The sequence below is a fragment of the Amycolatopsis sp. NPDC000009 genome, from assembly GCF_055563465.1.
In genome coordinates this window covers 423530-437260 of the sequence record NZ_JBVHDI010000004.1, presented here as the reverse complement: position 1 = coordinate 437260, position 13731 = coordinate 423530, and the positions used below count along the sequence as shown (strand labels likewise).

Genomic DNA, 13731 nt, shown 5'->3' with positions numbered 1-13731 from the left:
GGCGGGCCGCTTCGTCGTTTCGGGGTCGAATTACACGCGTGGCGTTTCACGTGAAACGGGCGAGGGCGAGTGGAGTTGTCCACAACTTCGGACTGTCTCCCCGCTTTGCGGTCGGCGTCATGGACAATCAGTGCAGCGCGTTTCACGTGAAACGGCGTCGAGGTTGAGGAGCGAGAGTGGGCTTGGACGGGGTCGCCGCATCGGTACGGAGTGCGGCGTCGGAAGTATTCGGAGACCGCGTCGAGCAAGCCGTCGGCTACGTCGAACTCCTGGAGCGGCACGGTGTCGAGCGCGGGCTCATCGGACCCCGTGAGGTCGACCGGCTGTGGGAGCGCCACGTCCTCAACTCCGCCGTGATCGGCGAGCGGATCCCCGACGGCGCCCGCGTGGTCGACGTCGGCTCGGGCGCGGGCCTTCCGGGTGTACCGCTCGCGATCAGCCGACCGGACCTCGATATCGTTCTGCTCGAACCGATGGCCCGCCGGGTCGACTGGCTGGCCGAGGTTGCCGAGAAGCTGGAACTCCCCATCACCGTTGTCCGCGGGCGCGCGGAGGAGCGGCAGGTACGTGAGGAGCTCGGTGGCGCGGATGTCGTCACCGCCCGGGCGGTCGCTCCGTTGGCCCGGCTCGCGAACTGGTGCCTCCCGCTCGTGCGTCCCCAAGGTGCTCTGGTCGCCCTCAAAGGAGCGAGCGCTGGAGAGGAAATCGAACGCGATCGCGTCGCCGTCCGGAAGGCCGGCGGTGACGAACCGGAAGTCTTCGAGTGCGGCACCAAGGTGCTCGAGGTTCCGAGCACGGTCGTCGTGATCCACCGTCTGCCCCCGAAACCGTCTCGATCGCGCAGGCGTAGCTAGACCGGTTCCACGTGAAACAACGCAGAACGACTCCCACGTCTAATACAGAGGAGGCTCGAGACCGGTGACTCCCCCGCCGTCCGACCCTGCGAGCGCCGGCCAGGAACTCGGCTGGACGCCCATCGCCGAAGAAGCCGTCCGCGCCGCCAGCGTGCTGCACCCCAAGGAGGGTGCGCTCCCCCGGCCGAACCGCCGGCGAGTGCTGACGGTCGCCAACCAGAAGGGCGGCGTCGGTAAAACGACGAGCACGGTGAACCTCGCCGCCGCCCTCGCGGTCCACGGGCTCAAGACGCTCGTGATCGACCTCGACCCTCAGGGCAACGCGAGCACCGCGCTCGACATCGACCACCGCTCCGGCACGCCGTCGATCTACGAGGTGCTGATCGGCGAGGTGTCGCTCGCCGAGGCGGCGGCCCAGAGCGAGCAGTCGCCCAATCTCTACTGCGTGCCCGCGACCATCGACCTCGCCGGTGCCGAGATCGAACTCGTCTCCATGGCGTCCCGCGAGACGCGGCTCAAGGAGGCGCTGTCGTCCGAGATCCTCGACGAGATCGGCGTCGACTACGTCTTCATCGACTGCCCGCCGTCGCTCGGTCTGCTGACCGTCAACGCGATGGTCGCCGCGCAGGAGGTGCTGATCCCGATCCAGTGCGAGTACTACGCGCTCGAAGGTCTGGGTCAGCTGCTGAGCAACATCGAGCTCGTCCAGGCGCATCTGAACCGCGAGCTGAGTGTCTCCACGATCCTGCTCACCATGTACGACGGCCGGACGAAGCTGGCCGATCAGGTGACGAACGAGGTCCGGAACCACTTCGGGGACACTGTGCTCAAGACGGTGATCCCGCGCAGCGTGAAGGTCTCCGAGGCCCCCGGATACGGGCAGACGGTCCTCGCGTACGACCCGGGTTCCCGGGGCGCGATGAGCTACGTGGACGCGGCCAAGGAGATCGCGCAACGTGGGGTGGAGATGAAGGAAAGGAGCGGTACGGCATGAGCGAGCGCAGAGGAGGGCTCGGTCGCGGGCTCGCCGCCCTGATCCCCACCGGCCCTCCGCCGGGTTCGGCGGCTCCCGCCGAGAACGGTTCCCCTGCCCCGTCCGCTCCCGCGAGCAAGCCCGCGGGGCCGGACGACAAGGGCTGGTTCGCGGCCAACGGCGCGGCTGGTTCGCACGGTGGAGCGGTCGCCGGCGCGGTCTACCGCGAGGTGCCGGTCAGCCAGATCAAGCCGAATCCGAAGCAGCCGCGGCAGGTCTTCGACGAGGACGCGCTCAACGAGCTGGAGCACTCGATCCGCGAGTTCGGGCTCATGCAGCCCATCGTGGTCCGGGAGCTCGGCACCGACGAGTACGAACTCGTCATGGGCGAGCGGCGCCTGCGTGCCTCCCAGCTGGCGGAGCTGGAGGCGATCCCGGCGATCGTTCGCCAGACCGCCGACGAGGCGATGCTGCGAGACGCGCTGCTCGAGAACATCCACCGCGTTCAGCTCAATCCGCTCGAAGAGGCGGCCGCGTATCAGCAGTTGCTCGACGAGTTCGCGGTCACGCACGAGGAGCTGGCTGGCCGGATCGGGCGCAGCCGGCCGGTCATCACCAACACCATCCGCTTGCTCAAACTCCCCCTCGCGGTCCAGCGACGGGTCGCGGCCGGGGTGCTTTCGGCGGGCCACGCGCGGGCGCTGCTCTCTCTCGAGGACGCCGACAGTCAGGAAGAGCTGGCCGCCAAGATCGTCGCGGAAGGCATGTCGGTCCGCGCGACCGAGGAAGCCGTCACGCTCAAGAAGAGCGAAAAACCGGCCAAGCCGAAGCCTGCTCCCCGCAAGCCGATCCAGGCTCCCGGTCTCCAGGAACTGGCGAACCGGCTTTCGGACCGGTTCGACACTCGCGTGAAGGTCGACTTGGGTCGCCGCAAGGGGCGGATCACGCTCGAATTCGGGTCGGTGGACGATCTTGAACGCATCGTGGCACTCATGGATCAAAATCAGGCAAATCAGACACGGGAAACCGATTAGGGATCACCCCGGGTCGTTTTGTCACGGTGACGATAGCTGGGTGTCGACAGAGAAGTGACACTGAGTACTTGAACTGGGGGCAAGTATGAAGGGGCTCTTCGGCGGTCGAAATCCGCGCGCGGTGGTCTTCGACTGCGACGGATTGCTCATGGACACCGAGCCGTGTTGGTCGGTCGCCGAGACCGAGTTGTTCGCTCGACGAGGTCTGCCCTTCGGTCCGGACGAGAAGGCGTTGGTGATCGGCAAGTCGCTCCCGGCCGCCGCCGACGCGATGGCGGAGGCGTTCGGCGAACCGGACGCCGGTGCCGAGATCGCGGACGAGTTGCTGAGGTTGGTGACCGAAGTCGTCAGCGCGAAAGCGGAGGCGATGCCCGGCGCGCGTGAGTTGGTCGACCTGACCGCCGCCGCCGTCCCGGTCGCCGTCGCCAGCAACTCGCCCCGGGCACTCCTCGAAGCCGCGCTCGTTCGCGGCGGGCTCTCGGAGATGTTTCCCGTGAAACTGGCCGCCGACGAGGTGGCCGCGCCGAAGCCCGATCCGGAGATGTACCTGACCGCTTGCGCTCAGCTCGGCGTCGAACCCGCCGACGCTTTGGCGTTCGAGGACTCGATGACCGGTCTTCGATCGGCGCGAGCGGCTGGGGTGACCGTCATCGGGGTTCCCACGTTGACGCAGCAGGACTTCCCCGCCGATGTCGTGATCGGCTCCCTGCGCGATGAAGAGCTGCTGGCCTGGATCCGCGGGTGGTCCCGGCGGTGACCGGTCTCCCCTTCGTCCGCTTCCAGAGTCCGGCCCGCGATGAGCGAGGAAACTTCACCGGCGTCTTCGGTCTCGTCAACGGGCTCGCCCGCGCCGGACGCCTCACCGTCGAGCAGGAAGCGTTCCGCCGGGCGAACAACGACTGGTACGACGCGAACTTCACCAACCCCGCGCACACCGATCCGAGCGTCTACGACGCGGCGCTCAATCCCGGGGCCGCGGCCTGGTTCAAGGCGACCGCTCGTGTCTTCATCGAGCGAGTCGACGGTTACCTGGCGATTCTGGAGACACACGAGATCCCGTGCGAAACCGTCTGGTCGGCGAACCCGGGGCAGGTCATCTACGAGGACGAGCACCAGGTCGTCGTCGTAGCCCGGGAATAGCGAAAGGGGACTCGCCCGCTGTGGGCAAGTCCCCTTCGTCGAGCCAGGTTCAGCTCTTGCGGGAAATCGCCCGCCCCACGAGGCCGGCGAAGACCGATCCGAGCGTGGCCCCGGACGCCTCGATCGCCACCGGGACGAGCGACGTCTCGGTGAGACCCGGCGAGGGATTCACCGCGAGGAAGTGGACCGTGCCGTCTTCGGTGATCACCGCGTCGGTGCGTGAAATATCGCGAAGCCCGAGTTGTCGGTGTACGGCGACGGCCAGCTCGCTGACCGCCTTGGCGGCGTCGTCGGGAATCCGCGCGGGCGTGAAGAAGTCGGTCAGCCCGGCGGTGTAGCGGGCGGTGTAGTCGTACACGCCGCTCTCCGGCACGATCTCGACCGCGGGCAGGGCTTCGGGCCCTTCTTCGCCTTCGATGACCGTCACGGCCACCTCGACCCCGGATACGAACTTCTCGGCGAGAACGGTGTCGCCATAAGCGAAGCAGCCGACCATCGCGCCGGGCATTTCAGCGGCGTCCCTGACGACCTGGGCGCCCAGCGCCGAACCGCCCTGGTCCGGCTTGAGGATCATGGGCAGGCCCAGCGTTTCGACCATCGAGTCGAGCACGGCCTGGGCGCCGAGTTCGCGGAAGGTGCTGTGCGGCAGCACGACCCAGTCCGGCGTGGTGAAACCCGCGTCGGCGACGAGCGCCTTGGCCGTCGGCTTGTCCCACGCGCGGCGGCAGCCCTGCGAACTGGTGCCGACGTAAGGCACGTCGAGCATCTCCAGCACCGTCTGAACCGCGCCGTTCTCCCCTTCACCACCGTGAAGGGCGACGATGGCCGCGTCGGGCCGCTGGGTGCGAAGACGTTCGAGCAGACCCGCGTCGGTGTCCCACTCCTCGACGATGAGACCTTCCGCCCGCAACGCGACCGAGAGCCGGCGTCCGGAGCGGAGAGAGACATCGCGTTCGTGGGAAAGTCCGCCTGCGAGTACGGCAACGGTGCGGTCGACCACCGAGACTCCTTTGTGCTTGGGGACGTCCGGCCGATCAGACCGTGTCCGGAGAGGGGTTCTGCGGCCCCGAGATCGAGCGTGGGCTCGCGTTACCGAAGGTACGCGCGAGGTCCATTTCGGACTCGAGCACCGCGGCGAGCCGCCGGACGCCTTCGCGGATCCGCTCGGGCGTCGGATAGCAGTAGGAAAGACGAAGCTGTCTGCTGCCGAAACCGTCGGCGTAGAAACCGGTTCCGGAGGCGTACGCGACCCGGGCCGTGACGGCTCGCGGCAGCATCGCCTTCGTGTCCACGCCTTCGGGCACGGTCATCCAGACGTAGAAACCGCCATCGGGTTTGGTCCAGCTGCAGCCGGCGGGCATGTGCTGATCGAGCGCGGACAGGATCGCGTCCCGCCGCTCCCGGTAGTTCTCGCGGAAGGTCTTGATCTGCCCCATCCAGTCGTGCGTCGCGAGGTATCGCGACACGATCAACTGGTTAAGCGTCGGCGGACAAAGCGTCGCGGACTCGGCCGCGAGCACGAGTTTCTCCCGGACGGCATGCGGCGCGAGCACCCAGCCGACCCGCAGGCCGGAAGCGAAGGTCTTCGAGAAAGAGCCCAGGTAAACGACGTTGTCAGGGTCGATCGAGCGGAGCGCGGGGTACGTCTGCCCGCTGAAGCCGAGCAGCCCGTACGGGTTGTCCTCGACGATGAGGATGTCGTTCTCCCGGCAGATCTCCACGATCTCCGCGCGCCGCTCGACGGCCAGCGTGACGCCGCCGGGGTTGTGGAAGTTGGGGATCGTATACAGGAACTTGACCCGGCGGCCCGCTTTCCGTGTCTCGGCGAGCGCGACGCGGAGCCCTTCGGGGACCAGGCCGTGGTCGTCCATCGCGACGTGGACGACGTCCGCCTGGTACGCGGCGAAGGAGCCGAGCGCGCCGACGTACGACGGGCCTTCGGCGATGATGACGTCACCCGGATCGCAGAACAGCCGGGTGACCATGTCGAGCCCCATCTGGGAGCCGACCGTCACGACGACGTCGTCCGGATGGGCCTTGATGCCCTCGAGGGCCATGATTTCGCAGATCTGCTCGCGCAGCGCCGGGACGCCGTGCGCGGAGCCGTATTGGAGCGCGACCAGACCGTCTTGGGCGATGAGTTCGCCGACCTGCGCGGACAGCGTGTCCAAGGGGAGCGCGGCGAGGTTCGGCATCCCGCCGGCGAGCGACACCACTTCGGGGCGACTGGCCACCGCGAACAAGGCCCTGATCTCGGAAGCAGTCATCCCGGCCGTACGCGCGGCGTAGCGGTCGAGATGAGGGTCGAGGTTGTGTCGGCCGGGCTCCGGCCGGACAGGGCGGTTCTCGGTCATCAGGCGCTTCACCCGTGCTTCGAAGTGGACATAGTCGCTACCGAGTGGTAGTTCCATCGAGTGTAACCACCCTCCCTTGAGGGGCCCTGGCCTTTCGGTGTTCATCACATCGGCCTATCCTCGAACCGGACCCCTTCAGTGAGCCCTGCTCGGGACAAGGCTGCGTCGGGTGATCTTCATTCAGGGAGGTTTGTCTGTGTCGCGTCGCGTCGTGGGCGTAACCCTGGACAACCTCGAGCATCTGCCCAAGAGCTGCCGCCGCTGCGTGTACTGGGAGCTGGCGCCGCATATGAAGGCGCAGGCCGAGGAATACGGCGCGACAGAGGTCGAGAAGGAAGCTTGGGTCTCCAGTGTGCTGCTGGAGTGGGGTTCCTGCGGCCGGATCGTCTACAGCGACACCCTGCCCGTCGGGTTCGTGCTCTACGCGCCGCCGAACGCCGTGCCGCGCTCGCTGGCCTTCCCGACTTCGCCCCCTGGCCCCGACGCGGTCCTGCTGACCGCCTTCCAGGTGCTTCCCGAGTTCCAGGGCGGCGGCCTCGGCCGGATGCTGGTGCAGGCCGTCGCGAAGGACCTCACCAAACGCGGGGTCCGCGCGATCGAAGCCTTCGGGGACGCCAAACCCGACGAGACCGATCCGGACGGCGGGCACAGTTGCGTCCTGCCCGCCGCGTTCCTGCAGAGCGTCGGGTTCAAGACCGTGCGGCCGCATCCGCGGTGGCCGCGGCTGCGGCTGGAACTGCGATCGGCGATCTCGTGGAAGGAAGACGTGGAGGCGGCCCTCGAACGGCTGCTCGGCCAGGTCTCCATCACGACGGCCGAGCCGAGCATGGGCCGCGCCTGATCTTTCCTCGCCCGCTTTAGCAGAGTTTTCGAGCGCGCGCAGCGACCATCCCCCGGCCTGGGGACAGCTGTGGGTAACCCGCCGAGTTATCCACAGATCGCTGATAGGAGCGGTGGAAAATCTGTGGATGGGTAGGCTGGACCTGGGGACGCCCCCCGGGAAGGGTGGGGGCTGCGCGCCGGGTGGATCTAGGGGTGGCGTGCTCGGGTGAGGGGGCACACAACCGGTTGTGCCGAGGGTGTCGGCAGGGGGATGTGCGCCCGCGCGCGGCTGTGGAGGACTGGCTACTCCGCTTTGGCGAGTTCGTGAGCCAGGACGTCCGCGAAGGTGAACGTGCCGGTCGGCTGGTCCCCTTCGCCGAGAAGATACAGGCGCTTCACGGCGACCAGGATGCCTTCGGCGACGACGTCACGGAAAGCCGGGTCCGCCAGTTTGCGGTTGTCTTCCGGGTTGGTCAGGTAGCCGATCTCGATCCGCACCGCCGGGCAGCGGGTGCGGGTGAAGATCTCCCAGGTCTTGTAGTGCGTGCGGCAGTCGAGCATGCCGGTGCGGGCGGCCAGCTCGCGCTGGATGAAGCCCGCCAGCAGCTCGCCGACGGTCGACGTGGTGCCGTTGCCGGTGCCGAAGTGGAAGCTCGCGACCCCCTGCGCCTTGGGCGAGGGGTTCTTGTCGTTGTGCAGCGAAAGGAACAGGTCGGCGCCCGCCTCGTTCGCGAACTTCGCCCGCTCGCCCTCGCTCGGGCTCTGGTTCGGGCCGCGCGAGATCAGCGCCTCCATACCCGTGGCCTGCATCCGGCCTTCGAGCCGCCGCGCCAGATCCCAGGCGATGTCCGCCTCACGCAGACCACCGGCGACGACCCCGAGGTCCTCGCCGCCGTGGCCGGGGTCGATCACGATGCGCTTGCCGCGCAGCCTGGGGCCCGCCTGCCGCACCTGCTCCTGCTCGCGCAGGAAAACCGGGCGGCCGCCGCGGGCGCGCGGCGAAGACAGCCGGTGCAGCTCGCGGATGGTGGCCGGGCCGCACATACCGTCGGCGACCAGGCGCATGTCACGCTGGAAGGTCTTGAGCGCACGCTCGGTCTGGGGGCCGAAGTGCCCGTCCGGGCGGCCGGCGTCGAAGCCGAGCTCGGTCAGCCGCTCCTGGAGTGCGAAGACGTCGTCACCCTGCATGGGTGCGGAGAACATGTAGGTCAGCGGCCGGCTGCCGAGATGAAAGCCGGCACCGCGAAGCGCCTGATAGGTGGCCGGACCCACCAGACCGTCGGTGATGAGCCCACGGCGCTGCTGGAACGCGCGCACGGCATGTTCCATCGCCGTGTCGAAGACCTCGTACTCCCCGGATTCGGTCACCGGCGGGAGCAGCTCCATCGCCGCCAGCGTGGACCTGATCTCGGCGACGTCCGGTCCGGCGTCACCGCGGCGGAGTACCCGCATGCACTCCTCGCTCTTCCCTTTGGGGCACCGATCGAGCTCGATGCACGACTATGAAAACCCTGCGGGGCGAACCCCGGTGCTCTATTGTGCCCTGTGAACTCTCGGTGAGCGCGGAGGCCCGGTCGGTGCGTCAAGTGCCCGTTCGTGGAACTCGTCCAGGCGTTCCCGTAACGGAGAGATTTACCCGTTCCCCGTGACGACGAAACCCGGAGCCTGGGCAGGCCCCGGGTTTCGGCAGGTGAAACGCGAGATCAGAGGACGTCGGCGAGGTCCGACAGCAGCGCGGCCTTCGGCTTGGCGCCGACGATCTGCTTCACCGGCTTGCCGCCCTGGAACAGGATCAGCGTCGGGATCGACATCACCTGGTAGTCACGCGCAGTGTTCGGGTTGGCGTCGATGTCGAGCTTCGCGACGGTCAGCTTCTCGCCGTTCTCCGCCGCGATCTCCTCGAGCACCGGGGCGACCATCTTGCACGGACCGCACCAGGTCGCCCAGAAGTCGACCAGGACGGGCTTCTCGCTCGTCAGCACGTCGTCGACGAACGTCTTGTCGGTCACCGTCACGGTGTTGGCCATGGTGTCTCCTTCTGGGTGGTGAAACTCCGGTGATGGGAAAGTCAGTTGGTGGTGGCGCCGTAGCCGCCACCAACCAGCTCAGGGGTCTCCTGGGCGGCCTCGACACCGGCGTGCTCCGCCAGCCATCGTTCCGCGTCGATCGCCGCGGCGCAGCCCGAACCCGCGGCGGTGATCGCCTGCCGGTACGTGCGGTCGACCAGGTCACCCGCGGCGAAAACCCCGGGAAGGTTCGTGTACGAGGTGCGGCCCTTGGTGAGCACGTAGCCGTCCTCGTCGAGGTCCACCTGGCCGCGCACCAGCTCGCTGCGCGGGTCGTGACCGATCGCGACGAAGAACCCGGTCACGTCCAGCTTGGACTCCTCGCCGGTCACCGTGTCCTTGAGCTTCAGGCCCTCGACCTTGCCCTCACCCTCGACTCCGGTGATCTGCTTGTTGAGCGCCCACTTGATCTTCTCGTTCTCGCGGGCGCGCTCCAGCATGATCTTGGAGGCGCGGAACTCCTCGCGGCGGTGGACGATCGTGACGGACTTGGCGAACTTCGTCAGGAAGGTCGCCTCCTCCATCGCGGAGTCGCCGCCGCCGGCGACCACGATGTCGTGGTCGCGGAAGAAGAAACCGTCGCAGGTGGCACAGGCCGAAACACCGCGGCCGAGCAGCTCCTGCTCGCCGGGCACGTTCAGATAGCGGGCCGCGGCACCCATCGAGAGCACGACCGCGCGGGCGGCGTAGCGCTTGCCGTTCGCGAAGACGTACTTGACGTCACCGGTCAGCTCGACGGACTCGACGTCCTCCTGGCGCAGGTCGGCGCCGAAACGCTTGGCCTGTTCGCGCATCTCTTCCATGAGGTCGGGACCCTGGATGCCTTCGCGGAAGCCGGGGAAGTTCTCGACCTCCGTCGTCGTCATCAGCGCACCGCCGAACTGCGTGCCTTCGAACACCAGCGGTTCGAGCTGCGCTCGAGCCGCGTAGACAGCGGCGGTGTATCCCGCAGGACCCGACCCCACAATGATCAGGTTCCTGATCTCCTCGGCAGCCACCCGTGACCTCCGCTCGTAGTGACCTGTGCACCAGGCTCAACACGATCGTAAGGGCCGGTGTTCCCGGGGTGACCGGCGCTACTTTCTCCTGCGCTGCGCCTCAGCGGAGATCCGACCTCTAGCGCCGCTAGAAAAGCTAGCGCGATAGCAAAGGTCCCTCGCTCCCCCCGAAATGGGGCTGGTGGGGAGCGAGGGACCAGTGAGGTTTCGGTCGGTTACTTCTGTCCGATGATTTTGTCGAAGAGGACCGCCGGGTTGCCCGGGCCGCAGTCGGCACCGAAGGCGACGATGCGGAACTGGGCGAGTTTGCCTGTGGTGTAGATCACCATCACGCCGTCCTTGCCCGCGACGTTCACCGGCCGGATGCCCTCCGGCCGCACGTCTGCGTCCATCCCGGCCGCGGTGACACAGGCGTCGAGGCGTTCTTCGGTCTTCAGCGAGCCGAAGTCGCGGACGCCGATCGCTTTGCCGACGAGGGCTTCGGCCCCGCCGCCGTCTCCGCCGACCGAGGGCCCGGAAGGAGCCGACGGCGCGGGTTGGGCGATACCGCCCGAATCCGGCTCCCGAGTGGTCGGGACGACGATCGCCACGGCGGCGATGGCCGCCGCCGCCACGGTCGCTATCCCGGCGCCCCAGCCGATCCGCTTGTTCCGCCGCCGCCGTGCGGCCGCGAGGTCCACCACCGGGGCGACCTGCTCCTGCTGCCCTTCAGATGCGCCTTGAAACGCAGGCGTCGCCCGCATTTCGGCGGCCAGCGCGGCGTCGATCCGGGCCGCGTATTCCGCCGGCATCGGCGCGACCGGCTCGTTCGCGAGTTCCGCGAGGTCGGCTGTGGTCGCTTCGAGTGCTTCGATGATCGCCAGTGCTTCGGGGTCGGCGTTCACCCGCGGCCACAGCTCGGCCGCTTCTCGCTCGTCCAGCACACCTGCGTGCAGGTCGGCGAGCACATCGACAGACCACGGCGGACCGACGGTCCCACCGATCCCCCTGCTCTCGTCTGTCATCGTCCCTCCCCGTCACCCGGCGTGCCCTGAGGACGCCTGGCACCCCGTTGCGGGGTAGCGCGCTCTCGTTTGCTTTCGTGAGTTGGGACGTTCGCAATCGCATCGGGGTTCCGTAGATGTCCGAGAACCTTCGCGAGCTTTCCGCGACCTCGGGCACACCGGCTCTTGACCGTGCCCTCGGCGATGTTGAGCATCTTCGCCGTCTCGGCGACGGAGTATCCCTCTACGTCGACCAACACGATCGGGGCACGCTGTTCTTCGGGGAGCTGGTCGAGGGCTTCCTTGACGACCAGGCTCGTCTCGCGTTCCGACATCGAGTCACGCGGCGAGGCGGGCTCGTTGAATTGCCCGGTCTCGGGCAGCGGAACGGTCGGTCTTGCCTTGCCCCGCCGGATGCGGTCGAGGCACGCGTTCACGACGATACGGTGCAACCACGTCGTGACCTGCGATTCCGCTCTGAAGTTGCCCGCTGCTCGGAACGCGGAGATGAAGGCGTCCTGCAGGGCGTCCGCGGCTTCTTCCGGATCCCGCAAGGTGCGCAGGGCTACCGCCCACATGCGGTCTCGATGTCGCTGGACCAGTTCACTGAACGCGTGCGGGTCTCCAGCGGCATGCGCCGCTATGAGATCCGCGTCCGTGGGAGCTGCAGCTGTCACCCGGGAGAGCCTACTGACTCGGGCGTATCACTCGAACGCGACGTACGCAGGCAGGTGACGACAAGCGCGCGCGTCTTCGCCGGAGGCTCGGATCGGGGGCGGCGGGCCGCGACCGGAGCTCCGTGAGGCGAATCGAAAACCACGGCCTGGCGACGCCGATCCGAAAGCGCGCCCAGCGGGCACTGACCCGGTGTCCGCCGTCACCCCGCAGGCAGGAAGGTCAGCTCTTTGAGTTCGGTGACGAACTTGCCGCCCTCGTCTTCACCCAGCTGAGTGATCCAGATGATGAAGTACTGACCCTGCTGAGGCTGCTGCAACGCGATGGTCGACTCGCCCGCCGTGAGGTCCCCGGTCCCGACGACCTTCGTCTCGTCGAGCTTCGGGTTCTTCTTGTCGGCGGAGCGGATCTCGACCTTCGAGCCGGGGCTCGCCGCGTCGAGCTTGACCTGGGTGAGGTTGATCGGATCCTTGAAGGTCACGACCAGCCCGACGCCGTCCTTGAGCACCGGGAACTGCTTTTCGTACTGGTCGGTCTTCCACGAGGTGACCGTGTCGCCGTCGGTGGCGTTCCTGGCCTTGCCGGGGCTGTCGCCCTTGCTGCCCGGGTTGTAGACGGCCACGGCCGACGGCTTCACCGCGGCACCCACGGCGGGGGACGGCTTCTGCTGGGCGGGCGGCGGCTGCTCGCCCGACGGCGGCGGCGCGACCTGCGAGGAGGACGCGGCGACGTTGATCTTCGGACCGCTGGACTTCGACTCGCCCTGGAACAGGTTGATCAGCATCATCCCGCCCCAGGCGAGGATGACCACGGTCGCGACGACCAGCACGGTCACGCCGAACGCCAGCTTCTTCCGCCGCGCGACGTCCTTGACCGGCTTCTTCGTCGTCCAGACGGTGCCGTCCGATTCGGCGACGGCTTCTTCCTCGCCGACCGCCTTGATCAGCTGGGTGCGCTCTTCGGCTTCGGCGACCTGGTCCAGCACGCGCAGGATGGCCGCGCTGGTGCGGATACCGCCGTGGCCGCCGTCCTCGATGGTGCGGACGGCGAGCGAGGACAGCTCGACCGGCACCGTCGGGACCAGTGAACGCGGCGGGATGACGCGGCCGGTCGGCGCGTGCGGTGCCGCCGGGATCGCGGCCGGGCCGCCGGGCAGGGCCCATCGGCCGGTCAGCAGCAGGTACAGGACGGCGCCGAGTGCTTTGACGTCGTCGCGAAGGGTCGCTTCGGGCAAGGGGCCCGGGAAGGCGAGCTTCAGCGCGCCGTCCGGCGTGAGCCGGAGACGCTGCGGATGGTCGAGGCCGAGGACGAGACCGTTCTGATGGGCGTGGTCGACGGCTTCCGCCAGCGCCTGCACCATCCGGGCCGCCGCGGCGGGCGCCACCGGGCGCTGCGCCACGAGGTCGACCAGGTCGCTGCCCTTGGTCCATTCCGCGACGACGACACCGAGCAGACCTTCGCTCGAGGTGACGCCGCTGCCGAGACTGAGCACGTCGAGAACCCGCGCGACCCCGCCGTGGCCGAACTTCGAGGCGTGCGCGGCACGCTCCAGCGTCCGGCGCGCGAGCCGGGCGGCTTCCGCGTCCGCGGGGTCGCCGACCAGCAGCGTCAACGCCACGTCCCGCTTCAGCTGCCCGTCGCGGGCACGCCAAAGATGCGCGGCGGCCCGCTCGTCCACCCCGAACTGTGCGAGCAGGCGATACCGGCCGTCACCGACGACCCGGCCAGGGGCCAGCGACCCGCCTTGGGCCCGGATGCCCATCTGGCCGGCCTCCCCTGCCTGTTCGCTCCGTCTCGTATCCACCGCACTCTCCCGCGTAGCTCCCGCCCCG

The 13731-nt window shown here is 68.2% G+C and carries 14 protein-coding genes; 6 read left to right on the top strand and 8 right to left on the bottom strand.

Going from position 1 to position 13731, the window contains the following annotated elements; genetic code table 11:
• Nucleotides 1-176 precede the first annotated feature (176 nt).
• From rsmG to ACZ3HL_RS15530, 5 genes are all read left to right on the top strand, one after another.
• A complete protein-coding gene (rsmG, locus tag ACZ3HL_RS15550; RefSeq protein ID WP_465414301.1) occupies nt 177-854 on the top strand; it encodes a 16S rRNA (guanine(527)-N(7))-methyltransferase RsmG in 678 nt (225 codons plus the stop codon).
• Between the two features lie 64 nt (nt 855-918).
• Complete coding sequence (locus ACZ3HL_RS15545; protein WP_465414299.1) at nt 919-1848, top strand: ParA family protein; 930 nt, start codon at nt 919-921, stop codon at nt 1846-1848.
• A complete protein-coding gene (locus tag ACZ3HL_RS15540; RefSeq protein WP_465414297.1) occupies nt 1845-2861 on the top strand; it encodes a ParB/RepB/Spo0J family partition protein in 1017 nt (338 codons plus the stop codon). The genes ACZ3HL_RS15545 and ACZ3HL_RS15540 overlap by 4 nt, the downstream gene beginning before the upstream one ends.
• Before the next feature lie 85 nt (nt 2862-2946).
• Nucleotides 2947-3618 (top strand): HAD family hydrolase, encoded by a 672-nt coding sequence (locus ACZ3HL_RS15535; RefSeq protein WP_465531521.1) that lies wholly within the window; start codon nt 2947-2949, stop codon nt 3616-3618.
• Nucleotides 3615-4001, top strand: a complete 387-nt coding sequence (locus ACZ3HL_RS15530; RefSeq protein ID WP_465531519.1) for a hypothetical protein — start codon at nt 3615-3617, stop codon at nt 3999-4001. The genes ACZ3HL_RS15535 and ACZ3HL_RS15530 overlap by 4 nt, the downstream gene beginning before the upstream one ends.
• Before the next feature lie 49 nt (nt 4002-4050).
• On the opposite strand, the gene ACZ3HL_RS15525 is transcribed toward ACZ3HL_RS15530, so the two are convergent.
• Entirely contained in the window at nt 4051-5001 is a 951-nt protein-coding gene (locus tag ACZ3HL_RS15525) for a D-alanine--D-alanine ligase family protein (RefSeq protein ID WP_465531517.1), read from the bottom strand.
• 34 nt (nt 5002-5035) lie between these two features.
• A complete protein-coding gene (locus tag ACZ3HL_RS15520; protein WP_465531515.1) occupies nt 5036-6355 on the bottom strand; it encodes an aminotransferase-like domain-containing protein in 1320 nt (439 codons plus the stop codon).
• A 196-nt stretch (nt 6356-6551) separates the two neighbouring features.
• On the opposite strand from ACZ3HL_RS15520, the gene ACZ3HL_RS15515 reads away from it, so the two are divergent.
• Entirely contained in the window at nt 6552-7196 is a 645-nt protein-coding gene (locus ACZ3HL_RS15515) for a GNAT family N-acetyltransferase (protein ID WP_125679353.1), read from the top strand.
• Nucleotides 7197-7480: 284 nt separating this feature from the next.
• Here ACZ3HL_RS15515 and ACZ3HL_RS15510 read toward each other — a convergent pair whose 3' ends face one another.
• The 6 genes from ACZ3HL_RS15510 to ACZ3HL_RS15485 form a co-directional block, all read right to left on the bottom strand.
• A complete protein-coding gene (locus tag ACZ3HL_RS15510) occupies nt 7481-8629 on the bottom strand; it encodes an N-acetylmuramoyl-L-alanine amidase (protein ID WP_465414286.1) in 1149 nt (382 codons plus the stop codon).
• A gap of 251 nt (nt 8630-8880) precedes the next feature.
• Nucleotides 8881-9204, bottom strand: coding sequence for a thioredoxin (gene trxA / locus ACZ3HL_RS15505; RefSeq protein WP_101611569.1), 324 nt, complete (start codon nt 9202-9204; stop codon nt 8881-8883).
• A 41-nt stretch (nt 9205-9245) separates the two neighbouring features.
• Nucleotides 9246-10241: a thioredoxin-disulfide reductase gene (gene trxB / locus ACZ3HL_RS15500; RefSeq protein WP_465414283.1), complete on the bottom strand. Its 996-nt coding sequence runs from the start codon at nt 10239-10241 to the stop codon at nt 9246-9248.
• 215 nt (nt 10242-10456) lie between these two features.
• Complete coding sequence (locus tag ACZ3HL_RS15495) at nt 10457-11245, bottom strand: hypothetical protein (RefSeq protein WP_465414280.1); 789 nt, start codon at nt 11243-11245, stop codon at nt 10457-10459.
• Nucleotides 11242-11901, bottom strand: a complete 660-nt coding sequence (gene sigM / locus ACZ3HL_RS15490; protein ID WP_465414278.1) for an RNA polymerase sigma factor SigM — start codon at nt 11899-11901, stop codon at nt 11242-11244. The genes ACZ3HL_RS15495 and sigM overlap by 4 nt, the downstream gene beginning before the upstream one ends.
• Nucleotides 11902-12101: 200 nt before the next feature.
• Nucleotides 12102-13661 (bottom strand): hypothetical protein, encoded by a 1560-nt coding sequence (locus ACZ3HL_RS15485; RefSeq protein ID WP_465415001.1) that lies wholly within the window; start codon nt 13659-13661, stop codon nt 12102-12104.
• Between the last annotated feature and the right edge of the window lie 70 nt (nt 13662-13731).

Coding starts and splice junctions, on each gene's coding strand:
- ACZ3HL_RS15540 (WP_465414297.1), top strand. CDS start 1,845: ATGAGCGAGCGCAGAGGAGGGCTCGGTCGCGGGCTCGCCGCCCTGATC.
- trxA (WP_101611569.1), bottom strand. CDS start 9,204: ATGGCCAACACCGTGACGGTGACCGACAAGACGTTCGTCGACGACGTG.
- ACZ3HL_RS15485 (WP_465415001.1), bottom strand. CDS start 13,661: ATGGGCATCCGGGCCCAAGGCGGGTCGCTGGCCCCTGGCCGGGTCGTC.
- ACZ3HL_RS15495 (WP_465414280.1), bottom strand. CDS start 11,245: ATGACAGACGAGAGCAGGGGGATCGGTGGGACCGTCGGTCCGCCGTGG.
- ACZ3HL_RS15520 (WP_465531515.1), bottom strand. CDS start 6,355: ATGACCGAGAACCGCCCTGTCCGGCCGGAGCCCGGCCGACACAACCTC.
- ACZ3HL_RS15510 (WP_465414286.1), bottom strand. CDS start 8,629: ATGCGGGTACTCCGCCGCGGTGACGCCGGACCGGACGTCGCCGAGATC.
- ACZ3HL_RS15535 (WP_465531521.1), top strand. CDS start 2,947: ATGAAGGGGCTCTTCGGCGGTCGAAATCCGCGCGCGGTGGTCTTCGAC.